A 15575-nucleotide genomic window follows, 5' to 3' on the forward strand; every position below is an offset into this window, starting at 1 on the left:
TCGGCCCCTACAGTATCGAGACTTCAAACCACCCGAGACCCGGCGTCGCCATGGCACAACGCACCCGTCTGGGAGACCTTCTCCGCCCACTGAACTCCGAGTACGGCAAGGTGGTTCCCGGATGGGGCACCACTCCCGTGATGGGCATCTTCATGGTGCTGTTCCTGGTGTTTCTGCTGGTGATTCTTCAGCTGTACAACAAGTCCCTCATCCTCGAGGGCATCAACGTGAACTGGAACGGCCTCGGCTGATCTGCACCCATGAACATCTTCGGCGTCGGTCTCCCCGAAATGGCGGTTATCGGCGCCGTTGCCTTGTTGGTTTTCGGGCCGAAACGCTTGCCCGAGCTTGGTCGGACTCTTGGTAAAACCCTGAAGGGTTTCCAATCCGCCTCCAAGGAATTCGAACGCGAGATCAACAAAGCCATGGCTGAACCGGAAGTTTCCGGTGAGGCTGCGAAGCCGGTTGAAGAACTTCCCCCCAGCGACTGAGTCGTTCCAGCGGTATGACCACTGATCTCAAGCTGGTGGTGGGTCTGGGAAATCCGGGTGTGAAATACGCCGGCACCCGTCACAACATCGGCTTCATGGCCCTCGAGCTTTTGGGTGAGCGCTCTGGGTTCAGTTTTCGTCAGCAAGCCAAGTTGCACGGTCTTGCAGCCGATACAGGGGTTGGTGAGCAGCGGCTGCGCTTGCTGATGCCTCAGACCTACATGAATGACAGCGGTCGTGCCATTCGTGCGGCTCTCGATTGGTTCGGCCTGGAGCCTCACCAATTGCTGGTGCTGGTGGACGACATGGATCTTCCGCTGGGTCGTTTGCGGTTGCGGGCCCAGGGCAGTGCCGGCGGGCACAACGGTTTGCGCAGCACCATTCAGCATCTCGGGACCCAGGGGTTCCCCAGGCTGCGGATCGGTATTGGTGCGCCGGCTGAGAACCCTGCCGAACGCCGCGCCCGAACGGTGTCCCATGTTCTTGGTCCGTTCAGCAAGGCGGAGCAACCCTGTGTCGGCGCTGTTCTCGATGCTGTTCTGGATGGGATTCAACGTCTTCAGCGCCAGAGCTTTGAGCGCGCTGGAACCTGGATCAACGGGTTCCGCTATGAACTGGAGTCGGTCGACTGATGCCGGCACTTCCGGCGACAACGGCCCATTTGCGGGTGCTCCGCCAGTGTTTTCAAGCCAAGTGCGTGGAGGGTGAAGTTTCTGCTGGAGGGTTTGAGTGGCAGTTTTCCTGGGCCTTTGATCGCGGTGAACTGGTGGTTGAGCCATCCCTGGGACGTGCCCTGATCGAGGATGCCTTGCGGCGGTTTCTGGTGCGTTCTGATTACAGGCTGGAGCCGGGGGGTGATTACACCTTCATGGTCCGGGCCAGGTTCTGAGCGAGAACGTGGGATCAGGCTCAGGCCATTTCAGGCGGCATTGCAGGTGCTCCTCAAGCATCACCAAAGCTGCAACAGCATCCAGATCCACCGGTGGAATGCGCAGTCCTGCCGGCAGCATCCGTCGCCAACCTCGAGCCGGCCACAGCGCCCAGTAACGCTGTCTCGCCCTCAGGGTTGTTCCCTGCTCCGGAACCACAGTGAGATGGCCCAGCCGTTCCAGTCGCTGGATCCAGGCTCGGCTTCCCGTGCCATCGCCGATCAGGATGCGGTCGAGAGCTTGGTCTTGATTCCAGTGCTCCAGCCAGGGTTCGACGGCCTCTGGGGCCAGCACATGCCCTTCGCGCACGAGGCCGAGCTGAAGATCGGCCAGCACAAGACCACATTTGCAGCGGCCTGGATCGAGGACGGCCACCCGTTTCATGGGGAGGCCTGAATGGTGACGACGACAGGATCGGCACTGTCGCTGACCCCTGCGGAAATCACGTCCAAGACCACGCTTTGGCTGGGTCCTTCCATCAGGGTCTGGGCCAGTTGGGAGAGGGCTGATCCATCGAACTGAAGGCCTTCGGTCAGGGATCCCCGCCGCTGCACTTCGGCATAGGCCGAGGCCAGGAGAAGGTTCAATCGTGTGCGAATGCCCTCTGGAGTGCGTTCATCCGGTTGCAGTGTGGTGGTGGCCAGCACGTCTCCGCGTTGGGTCACCGGCCGGTTCGGACGCACCTCGGGGAAGGCGTACACCGCTGTTTCACCTCGCAGCACATTGGTGGCTGAGCGCAGCGAGATCACCCAGGTCTCCGGTTTGCGGATGATGCTTTGCAGGCGTTCCACATCGCTGCGCGGAACGCGGATCAACTGCCGTTCGGGTGCTTCGCCAGGTCGCACTTTTCCGTAGGCGTTGAGATTGGCCTCCTGCAACAGCCTGTCGACAGCCTGTTTGGCCTGGTCCGGAGCATCGAGTCGAACCGTTGCTCTTGCCAAGGTCTGTCCGCTGCTGATCACCACCGATCCACGCCGCAAGGCGACCAGATTGCGTTCCAGTTGTTTGAGTTCCTGCTCACCGGCTCGGATGCGGCTGCGAACGCTGTTGAGTTCGGCTTCCGTGCGCTGGATGTCCGCATCGCGGGAGGCGATGTCCTGGCTGAGGCGTTCACGTTCGGCTTCGAGTTGGGCCAGCTCCTTCTGAAGAGGAGCCAGTTCGAGGCGCAGGGTGTTGGCCCGTTGCTGTGATTGCTCGAGCTCAATGGCGATCCGTTTGGTTTCCGTTTGGGTCTTGTCCCGTTCCCGCTCGGCTGCCTTTAGCTGCTGACGGCTGTCTTGGAGTTTCTCCTGCAGGGCATCCAGTTCAAACAGGCCCACCCGCAACTGCCGGCTCACCAGAAGCATCAGGCCAAGTGAGAGTGCGCTGATCAGGCTGCCGGTCAACACCGTGATCAAAACGGCGGTGCGCCGTGGGCGCATGCTGAACAAACTCAGTCGCGCTTTGCCGACGCGGCTGCCCAAGCGGTCGCCCAGGGTCGATAGCACGCCCCCGAGCACCAACAGAACCAGAATCAGTGCCCAGCCGCTCATCGCTGCACAAGTCGGGCGATGGCAGGCCTAGCTGAAGCGTTTGGCCAGCGCGATCGGATCCAGAACGGTGATTTTCTTGCGGTCAATCTGAACCAGACCGGATTGACGCAAGTCTCCCAGCAGACGCGTGATTGTGACGCGTGTTGAGCCAATTGCTTCAGCGATGGCCTGATGGGACAGGCGCAGGTCGATGGTGATGCCTAGCTCATCTGCCACGCCGAAGTCCCTGCAAAGCACCAGCAGGAAGCTCACCAGTCGGGATGACATGTCCCGATGGGTGAGGGTTTCAATCATCGTCTCGGTCTGCAGAATCCGGCTGGAGAGACCCTGAAGCAAGCGCAGGCCAACGCTGGTGTTTGCTTCGATGGCGGCCTTGACGGAGGTCGCTGGTGCCGTCACCATTTCGACCCGGGTGAAGGCCACAGCGTGATAAAAGCGGTCGGACCGTTGGCCTGTCAGCAGTGACAGCACCCCGAAGAGGCTGTTCTCGCGGAGCAGGGCCACGGTGATCTCTTCTCCCGATTCGTAGACGCGGGACAGACGAACGGCTCCCCGGCGGATCAGATACACCCGTTCTGCGGGATCTCCAGGGAAAAAGATGGTCTTGTTGCGATCCACCAGATCACTGCTAGCGCCATCGAGATCCCGGATGATCTCCAGCAGAGAACGGTTGGCGGGCTCTGCGCTGGGAGCTGGAGCCACCATCTGCGGGGCGTATCGGCTGAAACCTCGGCTACTGGTCATGACAACCCCCTGGTGTGGCGAAGTTACGGAGCCGGCGGTGGCCGCCATGTAGCGGTTATTACTTAACGCTGCTGTGCTCGTTGAAGGCCTGGCGTTGCGCCTGCATCAGGGAGCTCAATCCCGGCTCTGCTAAATCCAGCAGCTCATTGAGTTGGCTGCGACTGAAGGGCGCACCCTCCGCCGTTCCCTGGATTTCCAGCAGACGGCCATCGCCGGACTGCACAACGTTCAGGTCCACCTCGGCTCGGCTGTCTTCGCTGTAGTCCAGATCCAGCAAGACCTGGCCATCAACCAAGCCCACGGATACAGCCGCCACCTGATCGATCAGGGGCGATTGCTCCAGCACTCCCTGGTCCACCAGGGATCGGCAGGCTTGGTCCAGGGCAAGCCAAGCCCCGGTGATCGAGGCCGTCCGGGTGCCGGCGTCCGCTTGGATCACGTCGCAGTCGATCAGCAAGGTGCGCTCCCCTAGACGCTCCATGTCGATCACGGCGCGCAGGCTTCGGCCGATCAGCCGCTGAATTTCCTGGGTGCGACCCGAGAGTTTCATCAGCTCCCGTGATTGCCGCTGTGGGGTGGATCCGGGCAGCAACCGGTATTCGGCGCTGAGCCATCCCAATCCTTCTCCCTTGCGCCAGCGGGGAACCTTGTCCTCCAAGCAAACGCTGCAGAGAACAGCGGTTCGGCCGGTGTGAACCACAAGGGAGCTCAAGGCAAACCTCATGGGATTCCAGGTCACCGAGAACGGTCGCAACTGCTGCGGGCGACGGCCATCAGTGCGTTGTTCAGGGGATTGGCTCATCGGTGGTGTGCAGTTCGTCAAGCCTCGCAGGCGGTTGGTTCTCGCCCTGTCCAAACACCATGGGTGGTGTCAATCCCCTTGTGGAATGTGATCTCGCCGCTACATTCAAGGTCTTGCCGGGGTCGCCCGGACAGATGCTTCCGTGATGACCACAAGCCTCGCCGACCCCCAATCCTTCCAAAATTCCCTGGATCGGGATCAGCAGGCCTTGCAACGGGCGGGCCTGAGGCCCTTGCCTGCCGTTTCTGATCCGCCACCCCTGCATCTGGTGGCTCCCGAAGGGCAGCTGCAGGTGCATACGGCGCCTTATCGAGGCAGTTTCGCCAGTGTTCTCAGCCAGGCCATGCGAGCTGCCGGCTTGGGCAGTCGTGTTCTGATCAGTCAGTTCCTCAAAGGGGGCGTGCAGCAGGGATCGGCCGGCCGGGTGAAGCTCTGCGGAGGCCTCGTCTGGCTGCGGCCGGAAGTGCCCCTCTGCCTCTCCTCGCCGGGGCATCCCGGTGGTGCGGAGGCGGTGGCTGAGGTTTGGTCCATCTGCCGTCAGCATCTGATCCAGGGAGATCTCGACCAGCTGGTGTTGGATGAACTCGGCCTTGCCGTGGCCTTCGGATACCTGGATGAGGCGGACGTGATTGCAGCTCTTGAGCAGCGGCCCGCTTCGATGGATGTGATCATCACTGGACCTACAATCCCCGCCGGTGTGGTGGAGATGGCAGATCAAGTCACGGAGTTGCGCCGAGGTTTCTAATGCTCAAGTGCGATCGCTGGATCACTCAACAGGCCGGGCAGGGAATGATCGAGCCATTCCAGAGCGGTTTGGTCCGTCACCTGGAGCCGGAGCAGAAGCTGCGGCCAGTGCTGAGTTTTGGTTGCTCCTCCTACGGCTACGACCTACGCCTTTCCTCCCAGGAATTTCTGATCTTCCGGCATGTTCCAGGCACGGTGATGAACCCCAAGCGGTTCAACCCGGCCAACCTCGAACCCACTCCCCTTCATGAGGATGAAGACGGGCGATATTTCATTCTCCCGGCCCATTCCTATGGCCTCGGTGTGGCCCTGGAGAAGTTGCGGGTTCCCCCCAACATCACCGTGATCTGTTTGGGCAAGAGCACCTATGCCCGCCTTGGAATCATCGTGAACACCACCCCGGCAGAAGCGAGCTGGGAGGGTCACCTCACCCTTGAATTCAGCAACAGCTCGGGTGCTGACTGCCGCATCTATGCCGATGAGGGCATCTGTCAGCTGCTGTTTTTTGAGGGTGATCCCTGCTCGACCACCTACAGCGATCGACAAGGCAAGTACCAGCACCAACCGGAACGGGTGACGCTGGCCAAGGTCTAGTGCTCTCTGGTTAGGGGGCCAAACGCGCCCGGTGCAGCCTGCTTTTTTCGTACCAGGCTGCAAATTCAGGGGTCCACTCCACCATGTGGGGCCACATCAGATCACAGAGCTGGCGGATCTCCAGCTGGGCATCGAGCTTGGCTCGCAGATCCATGAAGTGCAGGAACGCCCGCAGGCTGAAGCTCACCACAAAATGCTGGCGGTAGTCGAAAGGGAGGATGCCGCGGGCGTGCTCCTCGGCGAAGCCCGCCCTGAGCAGATCCCTGTAGCGCTCGGCGGCGCTCCGGCAGAGATCAAGATCCTGTTGGCGTAGTGCTTCGGTGTAGGCGTATTTCTTGCCCTGCCGATCGCTGTACTCGCCGATGGGCCGCAGATAGAACACCTCTTCCAGGTCCAGGGCTCCATCCGCTGCACGGCAGATGCGTTCACCGGTGTAACGCATCGACTGCACATCGAAGCTCACCCCAACCCGGTGGGTGCGGGCCTGCTGCATCACCGAGTGCGGGAACCAGCCCACGTTCAGCACGATCTGCGCATGCTCCATCGGACCGTAGTGGCCTCGTTCTCCAGACAGCAGGCGTTTCACACAGATCTCTCCAGCCCGCTGCTCATCGGGCCAGTTGGCACGATCTCCGGCCACGAATCCTTCGCTGTAGTCCTGATGCATGGCGGCGTACACGCATTGCTGCGGGTTCGGCGTAGCTGCGATCAGATCGACCCGAAAGCGGTCCATGGGAGCGTCAGAGTGACGAGTTGTGGTGATCATGGCGAGGCGTGTCAACCATGGCTGCGGGGCCCCGCGTTGGCTGGGCTCGAGGCCCCTGCCATCGCGTTGTTCGCAGAGGGGGGCGTCGGCAGCTGGCTGATGTTGCCGACGCCAGGCAAGGCCGGCAACGGCTGATTTTCAAGCAGTGCTGTGGTGAGCAGCTGGAGTTCCTCAGCGCTGCGCAAGCCGAGGGATCGCCCCTTGGCTTCCCCCTCAGCGTTGAACAGGTTCAACTGGGGAATGCCGTTGACGTCGTAGCGATCAACAAGATCTTGCCAACGGGGGTTGTCGACGTTGACCAGAACAACATCGAGTCGATCTCGCGATTGCTTCTCCAAAGCCAGCATCGAAGGGGCCATCTCTCTGCAGACCTGGCACCAATCGGCGTAGAACTCGATCAGCGTTGGGCGTCCGTTGGTTAACGCTGTTTGTGGGTCGAGGGATCGTCTCGCCAGCTGCTCCATCGGGCTTTCGCTCTGAATGCCTCCGCGTAGGACAACCAGGCCCATGGCCAGAGCCACCGCAATCAGCACCAGCACCCATCGCTGCGCTGTGCCCAGGGGCGAAGACTCCGGGGTGCCTGTCATCGCACGTCAACCGCAGCGATCACTCTGGCAGCTCCTTCGAAAGGCCGCCGCTACCTTGACGCCATGCCAATTCTGCGACTGCTGAGCCTTCCGGTTCGGGCGCCGTTGCTGACGGTGCTATTTCTCGTTGCGGTTGTGCTCGGCAACCATTGGCAGATTGTTCAGCCCTCCTTCACGTCTCTCTATGGCGTGAGTGCGGCCTGGTTCTGGTCTCTTGTGCTGCTGCAGACGCAGGTGGTTGTCGTCTTCTGCACCATGCCCGATCTGCTGTTGCGCCAGGTGTCGTTGCTGATGGCGTCGAGCCGGGTGATGACGTTGGTGGTCACGCTGCTGGTGGTGATCACCGGTGGCATCTACCTGCTGAAGCTCAATGTGCTCACCGACGTTTTGATCCTGGCCTCAGCCGTGCTCTTGGCCAGGCTCGATCTCATCCGCATCGGTGTTCTGCCCGCCGCCGGGATCTGCCTGCTTCTGATGAGTTTGGTCGTGATCGCTGGCATCGTCGCCGGCACGCTTCTGCCCCATCCCAGCGCCAGTCTCGTTGCAGAACGATTGATTGCCGCCTAGGTAGCCGAGCAGATTGTCCAGCACTTTCTTGGTGTAGAAGCGTGTTTCCGGGTAGGGAATGCGTTCCACCCAGAGCGCATCGTCGTCTTGATCCGTGGGTTGTGCCCAAGAGGCCACAGCACCTGGCCCGGCGTTGTAGCTGGCAATGCTGCGAAAGGGGTCGCTTTCCCATTGCTCCAGCAAGTGGTGGAGGTAGCGCGCGCCCAGTTCGAAGTTGTCGGCGGGATCCTTCAGCATCAACGTGCTGGTTGGTGCGTCAGCCATCTCTGTGGCTGTGGAAGGCATCAATTGCATCACGCCTACGGCCCCAGCAGGGGAGACGACACCAGGCGCAAAGCGTGATTCCTGTTTGGCGATCGCTCGCAGCAGATTGGCCTGAACGCCTGCTTGCTCTGCCGCTGTCTGGATCTCAGCTTCGAAGAGGCGAGGGAATTGGCTGCGATGCAGGAGAGTCCGTTGATGGCAGCTCGGATCACGCCAGCGGAGGCTGAGCCACCAGAGCTGGTCCAGGCCCATCCAGGTGTCCCCGACGGCAAGGCGCAGCCTGTCTTCGGCGAGACGTTCTTCAGGTGGTGGCGGGACTGCAGGGTCTGCCTGGGCCTGCCAGGCCTCCCAGGCGGCGTGCACCTGGCCCAGGCGCCAAAGCTCGTTCACCAGGCGGTGATGGCTGTTGAGCGGTTGCCAGGCTGGCGGCTCCTGCTGCGGGTCTGGGGATCGCAACGCCAGGGGTTCGGCCACACCCAGGTGCTCCATGGCGCGCCAGCGGTAGTAGCCCCCGGGGAAGGCCCCGATCAGGCGGCGCCAGCTGCGTTCTGCCTTTGTCGTTTCGCCGAGTTGCTTGTGGCTAAGCCCCAACCAGAACAGCCGCCGCGTCTCCAACGGTGGAGGCAGGGGGCCATCCTCATCGGGGCGTTCCAGCAGGGCGCGGGCACGATCCCAATCTCCAGCCAGAAATGCCTCGCGGGCGAGGTCCCATTGGAGTTGCCAGATGTCGGGGTCGTTGGGCCAGCGGCTCAGGGCGGCATCCGCCCCATCGCCGCCGGCGAGTCGCACGCGAGCTGCGGCAACAGCGGCTGAGCGCTCCTCAAGGGCAGCCGGAAGCGCATCCAGAACCCCAGGCTGGGCATCGAGCGGTTCACTCAAGATCCGTGCTGCTTCAAGGCTGGCGGGGTGGTTTGGGTGGTTCTGCGCCAGGGTCAGCAGCCGGGCTGTACCTGCATCAGGGTCGCCATGCAGCAGCAGGGAACGACCGATGGCCAGCTGGGTCTCAGGGGAGGCCTCAAGCTCCTGAAGACAGGTCACTGCGGTGTCGGCATGGCCTTGTTTTGCCAGTGCTTGCGCCAAGGTTTGGCGTTGGTCGGGTTGAGGTGCCTGCGCCCCCGTGGCCTCGCAGGCGTCACGCATCAGCCCAAGGGCGCCGGCTCGGCGCGCATTCCAACGGGCCAGGTGCAAGGCGCCTTGATGGCTTGCTAGCGCTTCGGAGCCATCCCGAGCCGCCAGGGTCAGTGCTGCGGGGTGTGCGGGTTGCTGTTGGAGCAGCTGCTGATGAAGAACGGGATTGTTGTTGCCAAGCGCCAATCGAGCCCAAGCGGAGCCGGGTGCTTCGGGAAAGCGATCCAACAGGCGCTGCCAGGTCTCAGCAGCGTCCGATGGCTTGCCCTGGGCGGCAGTGGTGAGGGCTGCCCGTTCGAGCACCACGGCCGCCATCGGATCGCGCCCCCAGCCTTGGCCATGGAGCAGTTGCGGTGACCCATCCCTCGCCACCATCAATAGGGCGGCCTCTCGACGGGTCTGCGGATCGATGGCCCAGCGGTAGTGCTGCCAGAGCCTTGCCTGCGAGACTTCAGGCGTGAGGCGCTGATGCTGCTTGTTCAGAAGCAGCTGCCCGCCCCATGCAGCTAACCCACTGAAACCAGCAACCGAAAGCAGCAGCAGCGTTCCGATTGGCGGCCCTGCCTGCACACCCAACATGGAGTTCGTTTCATTCTGATGCTTCAAAGAGAGTTGGCGAGCCTTTGATCGCCTGTGGGCCGTGGAGGGCAGAGCTGCACCTGTCACGTCCCTGGGAATCAGCCTCAGAGGTGCTTCCTATGGTGCTGTCCACGATTGAGACCCATGGTTCAAGAGGCGTGCTCCCCGATCGGCCCCGCTCTCGGTGACGCTTCGCCAGTGTTTGGAACCGATGGAATCCGTGGGCTCGCCGGCACGGTTCTCACCCCCGCTCTATGTCTTCAGGTGGGCTATTGGGTCGGTCGGGTTCTGCAGGCGGAAGGTCCTGTTCTGATCGGGATGGACTCCCGGACCAGCGGCAGCATGGTGGTTGCTGCCCTGACGGCCGGCTTGACGGCCGCTGGTCGCGATGTGTGGACCCTTGGGCTCTGTCCGACGCCGGCGGTTCCGTTGTTGATCCGCCAGCTGAGGGCCGCCGGCGGCCTGATGGTCTCCGCCAGCCATAACCCCCCTGCAGACAACGGCATCAAAGTGTTTGGGGCCGATGGCGCCAAAGTCAGCGCCTCCCGTCAAGCCCAGGTGGAAGCCGGTCTGCAGGGGCAGACGCCCATGGCTGAGCAAGCAACATTCCGCTGCGGTGTGGCGCGATCCAGCGCCGATCTCCTGGATGGCTACAGAGAGGTGTTGCAGCAATCGGTGGCTGAACGCCGACTGGATGGCGTTCCCATCGTTTTGGACCTCTGCTGGGGATCCGCGACGGCGTGCGGTGCCGATGCCTTCCGTGCCCTGGGGGCTGATCTCACCGTGCTCCATGGGGAACCCGATGGCTCCCGCATCAACGTTGCTTGCGGGTCAACCCATCTGGAACCGCTGCAACGGGCTGTGATCGAGCGCGGCGCGGCGATGGGATTTGCCTTTGATGGTGATGCCGATCGGATGCTGGCGGTGGACGGCCGCGGCCGCATCATCGACGGCGACCACGTGCTGTTTCTCTGGGGATCCGTGCTGCAGGAGCAGCAGGCGCTCCCCGATCAGCGGTTGGTGGCCACTGTGATGTCGAACCTTGGCTTCGAGCGTGCCTGGCAGCAGCGGGGCGGCACTCTCGATCGCACGCCGGTGGGGGATCAGCACGTCCATGCCGCCATGGTGGCCAGTGGCGCGGGCCTCGGTGGAGAACAATCCGGCCACATCCTTTCCGCCTCCCATGGGCTGTGTGGCGATGGTGTTCTGACCGCCGTTCAGTTGGCCACCTTGTGCCATGCCCAGGGCATCAGCCTGAGCGATTGGTTGGACCGCAGTTTCCAGGCCTACCCGCAGAAATTGGTCAATGTGCGGGTGATGGACCGTTTGCGTCGTAAGAACTGGAGCGCTTGCACTGCTCTCACCGACGCGATTGCTTCAGCGGAGCAGTCGATGGGCGAGACCGGTCGCATTTTGGTGCGGGCCAGTGGTACGGAGCCCGTCTTGCGGGTGATGGTGGAAGCCGAGCAGTCGGACGCTGTGGAGCATTGGACGGGGCATCTGGCCGCCGTTGCCGAGGATCATCTCAACGCGGCCTGAGGCTTAAGGCCTCGGCCATCAGGAGGGCGCCATCACAGGCATCGCCCTTGGCCTTGCCCCATCGGGCTTCGGGAATCGACTGATGGATGGCCTGTTGCACGGCTGTGCGGAACCCCTGGAGATGGGTGACGGCTCCTCCATGGCAGACCACCAGGGGGGAGCGCAGGGAAAGCTGCTGGGCCACGGTGCTGATGCAGCGGGAGAGGGCTGCTGCCGATCCCTGAACGATCTCCTCTGCGCCAGGGCAGTCCTTGGATGCGGCTTCCACCACCAGTGGAGCCAAGGCTGCAAAGTCAGCCGTGCCGAAGTCCTGCTGCACCACCCGGGCTTTCACTGCGGCGTGGCTGTCGCAGCCCATCTGATTCCAGATCTGCAGGCGCAGCGGATGGTCGGGCAGGCGTCCATCGGCCATGCGCAGGGTCAGCTGCAATCCCTGGTGGCCCAGATCAAAGGCCGAGCCGGCTCCATCGAGCAGCCATCCCCAGCCGCCACAGCGGTGTTCATGGCCGTTCTCGTCTCGGCCCAGCACGATCATTCCGGTGCCGCTGATTGCCAGGATTCCTGCGCCTTCAGGGATCGCACCTCGCAAGGCGGTGCGTTCGTCTCCAGTGACCAGCACCTTGGTCAAGCCTGTGTCATCACCGATGGCCAGGGCTTGCCCCACCAAACGTTCAGCACGCTCTTGCAACGCTGTTCCGTGTTCGATGCCGCTGGCTCCCACAACGGCCGCCTGGATCACGCCATCGGGGTGATTTTTCAGGGCCTCCTGCGCACTGGTGCTGATCGCCTCGAGGAAACGACGTTCACCCTGGGGGGCATCCAGGTGGCTGACTCCGGGGCCCTCGCCTTCTCCAACAGGCTGGTGCACGCCGTTTTGAACCACGCTGAGGCGGCAGCGGGTGTGCGTCTGTCCGGCATCGAAGCCAGCGAGCAGTCTCATGATTCCCTGGGTCGACTCACCAGGCTGGCCAGAGCAAACCAGCCGATCAGCTGCACTTCGGGGCGGAAGAAAATTGTGTCGGTGCTGCCCTGCATCAGCAGGCCAGCGATGGCAGCGAGGCTGGCGATGGATGCCAAGGCGCTTGGAGCATCGGCATTGAGCTGCTTGAGGCCCTGCCTCAGGCTGCTGGCCAGCAATCCCAGGCAGGCCAGCAGCCCGGGAATGCCGGTTTCCACCAGGATTTCCAAGGGAACGGAGTAGGCACTGAGGGCGTTGAACTTCGGTTGCTGATACAGGGGATAGATGCTGTTGAACGCCGTATTGCCAGGGCCGATGCCCAACCAGGGACGGTCTTGCACCATCTGGATGGCCGCCATCCAGACGTTGATGCGGAAGTTGTTGGAACTATCCCCCCGTCCCGCCAGCAGGCTGGTGATGCGCGTGCGGATCGGATCGATCTGGGTGGCCGCCACCACAAGGCAAGCGGCTCCAACCAGCAGCACGGCCAGAGGCACAAGACGTCTCCAGAGCGGAGGCCAGTGGCGTGTCCAGCGCAGCAGCAGCAACAACAGCAGCACGGCACCGGCAGCAACCATTCCCAGCCAGCCGCCGCGGCTGTAGGTGAACAGCGTGGCTGTTGCTGCCAACACCAATGTGGTTCCGGCAAACAGCTGGGCTCCCACCCCACGCCAGCGCACCAGTGCGATCGCTGCGAAGGGAATCAGCGCCAGCAGGTAACCGGCCAGGAGGTTGGGGTTTCCCAGGGGGCCATAGATCCGAACGGTGCCGGCACTGATGGAATTCGGATCGGCCCAGCCCGCCAGTGCCTCATTGGAGGCATACAGCTGTCGCAAAGCCAGAACACTGCTGAAGAGGCCGCCACTCAGCAGTCCGGCGATCAGCCGGTTCCACCATCGGCTGTTGCCCAGCAGCAGCTTGCAGAGCAAGGCATAAACGCCCAGGTAGCTGAGCAGTTTGATCAGGCCTTTGCTGGCGGCGATTGGAACTGGAGAACATCCCGTGGCCACAATCGCAATGGCCAGAAAAAGCATCAGCCAGCGCGAGATGGTTCCGATGCGCTGAGGTGGCGGACTGCAGAGGCACCAGAGCAGCCAAAGAACGCCGCAGGCTGCAATCACCAGGGCCAGGCCTGTGCGTGTGAAGAAAGGAAGACCCGTGAACAAGGCCAGCAGCAGGAGTCCCGCCAGCCCTTCAAGGCGTTTCAGCACCGCCTGATCCGGAGTGATCACCCCCTGCCAGCGCACCATCAGGGCCCCACTGCTTGCCGTCTGGGTTGCATCCGCAGAGGCCATAGTGGGGCTTCAGGTGGTGAGTGCTTCCGCCGGATTATCGATCTCCTGCCAGCGCTGTTCCAGATCTGACACGGAAGGAAGTGGATTCTGGTTCCGGCGATAGAGCACCCGGTAGACGGGGAGGTTTTGCTCAAGCACGTAGCGCTCCCGTTCCGTGGGAACCGCAAGCGGGTTGTTGGTGCGCCAGGGACGTTGATCCTCGGCGGGGCGATCAAAACAGGCGCTGAGTTCGGTGAGCGCCACCATCGGCTCAATCACGTCCAGAACATCGCTCTGCAGAAACAGCTCACGGCCGGGCTGCAGGGCTGTTGCGGTGGCGAGCAGAAGCGCCGGCTGCAGGACCCGGCGCTTGTGGTGCCTGCGTTTGAACCAGGGATCGGGGAATTGGATCGAGACCCGTTGCAGTCGGTCCTGCTCCAGGGCCTTCATCCAGCCTTCCAGGCTGATGTTGGCGTTGCAGAACAGGATCCGAACATTGCCGTGCTCCGAGGCGAGCGCGTCTCGATCGGCAGACGTCACCAGCGGTCGGCGGATTTCAACGCCGAGATGATTCCAGTGGGGATCACGCTCGGCCAGGCCCAGCAGGCAGCGTCCACGGGCACAGCCGATATCAAGATGGATCGGCTGCTCAGGAACGCGAAACAGCTTCTCGGGTGGTGGTAGTTCCAGCGGCAACTGGAAGAAGCTGCTGAGGGGATTGACGTGCTGACGCAAGGTTCTGAAGCGGTGCGATCCGGTTCAATCGAGATTGTCAGAGCCACTGCCGGAGGAGCTGTCGGGGTCCTGGCGCAGCAAGCCCCAACAGGCGGTGTAGCCATGCAGATGTGTTGTCCCGCCGACGGGTCCGATCTCACCGTTGCAGAACGCTCCCGCCACAGGCAGGTCTGGCATCAGTTGACGCGCCAGGCTGATGTCGCCATCGGCTCGACCAAACAGCCCCTGGCCCCGTCCCAGGCAGGCCATGAGCAGTCCGAAGTGGACCGTGTCGTCAGAATCAGTTGTCGCTGCCCTTAGCAGGGCAACAGCTTCGTCCTGGGAGGCCGTGGCTTCGCGCAGGTGAAATTGCACGTTTTGGCCGGCGCGCACCCGCTCTGCAACGGCCACGGCGCCATTGTTGGGATCGACTCCGATCAGGTTGCGGATCAGGAAGGCACTCGCTTCCGAGCCTGCTCCGTTGGCGTTCAGCCGCAGGCTGCAGCGTTCCACACCGAGGAACAACGAGTGACGCACCAGTTCGCGCTCCCGTTCGCTGAGGTCCGCCAGAACCCGTTGCAGGCAATTGATGGGGCTGGCCTTGGTGCTGCCATCACTGAGTTCCAGCAACACGTTGCGCTGCACCTGCTCGATTGAGAAGACCGGGCCGATGGGGCGGCATCCCTGGGCCACAACGGTTTCGAGCCGCCAGCTCCCCCCGATGGAACACACCACTGCGCCGGTGACGACCTGCTCATCCAGCAGCAACGATCCGTGCGGGCTGTTATGGGGTGCGGCGATGCCGCCAATCTTTTCGGCACCCGGATAGGCGTAGTCCAGCCCGCTGATCAGGTCATTGATGCCACTGCTGGTGGGGTCGATCAGCAGGATCTGGCTGCGGGCAGCCTCGGGGGTGATGCCAACCCAGTCCTGCCATTGCTGGGCGGCTCCATCCAGATCAGGCAGCTCCTCGGTGCTCAGGTGTTGAGTGGCGATCGATGCCCCCGGCAGGGAGAGCAGCGTCACGCTCAAAGCAGGTGTCTGCTCCAGTTCCGCGGCGCTGCCGTCGCCGCGGGTGCCCACCACGCCGCCACCGGTGCATCCGATCCAATGCTTCGCGCTGATCTGGGCGCGAAGCATCGGCAGCAGCCGCGGCAGGTCGGTGGCGTAAGCCGTGGAGGTGAAGACAAGGGCGAGATCGGCTTCGCCCTTGGATCGGCCCAGTTGCTCGACCACATCCCTTACGGCTTCATCCAGGGACGCTTTGCCAGACAACCCTGTCCGGCAACTGACTTCAGCGCCCCCGGAGCGAAACCAGCTGAACGGTGCGAACGATGCCATGAAGCGGACCTTATCAACCCTG

At 62.6% G+C, this 15575-nt stretch carries 18 protein-coding genes and 1 pseudogene; 8 read left to right on the forward strand and 11 right to left on the reverse strand.

The window, feature by feature from the left end; translation table 11 throughout:
* The first annotated feature begins 50 nt into the window (after positions 1 to 50).
* Genes psbH through SynA1544_RS01300 form a run of 4 tightly spaced genes read left to right on the forward strand, consistent with a single transcriptional unit; the run spans position 51 to position 1380 of the window.
* Positions 51 to 251 carry a photosystem II reaction center phosphoprotein PsbH gene (psbH, locus tag SynA1544_RS01285; RefSeq protein ID WP_006849996.1) on the forward strand — a complete coding sequence of 67 codons (201 nt, stop codon included), beginning with the start codon at positions 51 to 53 and terminating at the stop codon, positions 249 to 251.
* A 9-nt stretch (positions 252 to 260) separates the two neighbouring features.
* Positions 261 to 491, forward strand: coding sequence for a TatA/E family twin arginine-targeting protein translocase (locus tag SynA1544_RS01290; protein ID WP_115131609.1), 231 nt, complete (start codon positions 261 to 263; stop codon positions 489 to 491).
* Positions 492 to 505: 14 nt separating this feature from the next.
* Positions 506 to 1123, forward strand: a complete 618-nt coding sequence (pth, locus tag SynA1544_RS01295) for an aminoacyl-tRNA hydrolase (RefSeq protein WP_186514556.1) — start codon at positions 506 to 508, stop codon at positions 1121 to 1123.
* Positions 1123 to 1380 (forward strand): DUF3146 family protein, encoded by a 258-nt coding sequence (locus SynA1544_RS01300; RefSeq protein WP_011363294.1) that lies wholly within the window; start codon positions 1123 to 1125, stop codon positions 1378 to 1380. Before pth ends, SynA1544_RS01300 begins: the two co-directional genes overlap by 1 nt.
* On the opposite strand, the gene SynA1544_RS01305 is transcribed toward SynA1544_RS01300, so the two are convergent.
* From SynA1544_RS01305 to rph, 4 genes are read right to left on the reverse strand one after another with little or no spacing between them, the layout of a single operon-like run.
* The gene (locus SynA1544_RS01305) at positions 1358 to 1804 is read right to left on the reverse strand and encodes a resolvase (RefSeq protein WP_115081564.1); all 447 of its coding nucleotides are present in this window, start codon (positions 1802 to 1804) and stop codon (positions 1358 to 1360) included. The two genes, SynA1544_RS01300 and SynA1544_RS01305, sit on opposite strands and share 23 nt — an antisense overlap.
* Positions 1801 to 2952, reverse strand: a complete 1152-nt coding sequence (locus SynA1544_RS01310) for a DUF3084 domain-containing protein (RefSeq protein ID WP_186514557.1) — start codon at positions 2950 to 2952, stop codon at positions 1801 to 1803. The genes SynA1544_RS01305 and SynA1544_RS01310 overlap by 4 nt, the downstream gene beginning before the upstream one ends.
* A gap of 27 nt (positions 2953 to 2979) precedes the next feature.
* Positions 2980 to 3696, reverse strand: coding sequence for a global nitrogen regulator NtcA (gene ntcA, locus SynA1544_RS01315; RefSeq protein ID WP_186514558.1), 717 nt, complete (start codon positions 3694 to 3696; stop codon positions 2980 to 2982).
* A 58-nt stretch (positions 3697 to 3754) separates the two neighbouring features.
* Entirely contained in the window at positions 3755 to 4498 is a 744-nt protein-coding gene (rph, locus tag SynA1544_RS01320; protein WP_186514559.1) for a ribonuclease PH, read from the reverse strand.
* 145 nt (positions 4499 to 4643) lie between these two features.
* Here rph and SynA1544_RS01325 point away from each other — a divergent pair, with 145 nt between their 5' ends.
* Entirely contained in the window at positions 4644 to 5243 is a 600-nt protein-coding gene (locus SynA1544_RS01325; protein ID WP_186514560.1) for a cob(I)yrinic acid a,c-diamide adenosyltransferase, read from the forward strand.
* On the forward strand, positions 5243 to 5836 hold the full coding sequence (gene dcd / locus SynA1544_RS01330) for a dCTP deaminase (protein WP_186514561.1): 594 nt from the start codon (positions 5243 to 5245) through the stop codon (positions 5834 to 5836). The genes SynA1544_RS01325 and dcd overlap by 1 nt, the downstream gene beginning before the upstream one ends.
* Before the next feature lie 10 nt (positions 5837 to 5846).
* On the opposite strand, the gene thyX is transcribed toward dcd, so the two are convergent.
* Both thyX and SynA1544_RS01340 read right to left on the reverse strand, forming a co-directional pair.
* Positions 5847 to 6569: an FAD-dependent thymidylate synthase gene (thyX, locus tag SynA1544_RS01335; protein WP_186514562.1), complete on the reverse strand. Its 723-nt coding sequence runs from the start codon at positions 6567 to 6569 to the stop codon at positions 5847 to 5849.
* 44 nt (positions 6570 to 6613) lie between these two features.
* Positions 6614 to 7189 carry a thioredoxin domain-containing protein gene (locus tag SynA1544_RS01340; protein WP_186514563.1) on the reverse strand — a complete coding sequence of 192 codons (576 nt, stop codon included), beginning with the start codon at positions 7187 to 7189 and terminating at the stop codon, positions 6614 to 6616.
* Between the two features lie 63 nt (positions 7190 to 7252).
* Between SynA1544_RS01340 and SynA1544_RS14595 the strand changes: the two genes are divergently transcribed.
* Complete coding sequence (locus SynA1544_RS14595; protein WP_255477676.1) at positions 7253 to 7756, forward strand: hypothetical protein; 504 nt, start codon at positions 7253 to 7255, stop codon at positions 7754 to 7756.
* A gap of 87 nt (positions 7757 to 7843) precedes the next feature.
* Here the strand turns inward: SynA1544_RS14595 and SynA1544_RS01345 are convergent.
* Positions 7844 to 9727 (reverse strand): annotated as a pseudogene (locus tag SynA1544_RS01345) (transglycosylase SLT domain-containing protein); the annotation flags it as partial.
* A gap of 144 nt (positions 9728 to 9871) precedes the next feature.
* On the opposite strand from SynA1544_RS01345, the gene glmM reads away from it, so the two are divergent.
* A complete protein-coding gene (gene glmM / locus SynA1544_RS01350; RefSeq protein ID WP_186514565.1) occupies positions 9872 to 11266 on the forward strand; it encodes a phosphoglucosamine mutase in 1395 nt (464 codons plus the stop codon).
* On the opposite strand, the gene SynA1544_RS01355 is transcribed toward glmM, so the two are convergent.
* Genes SynA1544_RS01355 through SynA1544_RS01370 form a run of 4 tightly spaced genes read right to left on the reverse strand, consistent with a single transcriptional unit; the run spans position 11253 to position 15553 of the window.
* A complete protein-coding gene (locus SynA1544_RS01355) occupies positions 11253 to 12206 on the reverse strand; it encodes a BadF/BadG/BcrA/BcrD ATPase family protein (protein ID WP_186514566.1) in 954 nt (317 codons plus the stop codon). The two genes, glmM and SynA1544_RS01355, sit on opposite strands and share 14 nt — an antisense overlap.
* Positions 12203 to 13519, reverse strand: coding sequence for an IctB family putative bicarbonate transporter (locus tag SynA1544_RS01360; RefSeq protein WP_186514567.1), 1317 nt, complete (start codon positions 13517 to 13519; stop codon positions 12203 to 12205). Before SynA1544_RS01360 ends, SynA1544_RS01355 begins: the two co-directional genes overlap by 4 nt.
* A gap of 9 nt (positions 13520 to 13528) precedes the next feature.
* Positions 13529 to 14233 (reverse strand): tRNA (guanosine(46)-N7)-methyltransferase TrmB, encoded by a 705-nt coding sequence (gene trmB, locus SynA1544_RS01365; RefSeq protein WP_186514568.1) that lies wholly within the window; start codon positions 14231 to 14233, stop codon positions 13529 to 13531.
* A 24-nt stretch (positions 14234 to 14257) separates the two neighbouring features.
* Positions 14258 to 15553, reverse strand: coding sequence for an FIST N-terminal domain-containing protein (locus SynA1544_RS01370; RefSeq protein WP_186514569.1), 1296 nt, complete (start codon positions 15551 to 15553; stop codon positions 14258 to 14260).
* Positions 15554 to 15575 lie beyond the last annotated feature (22 nt).

This window comes from Synechococcus sp. A15-44 (assembly GCF_014280115.1).
GTDB lineage: Bacteria > Cyanobacteriota > Cyanobacteriia > PCC-6307 > Cyanobiaceae > Parasynechococcus.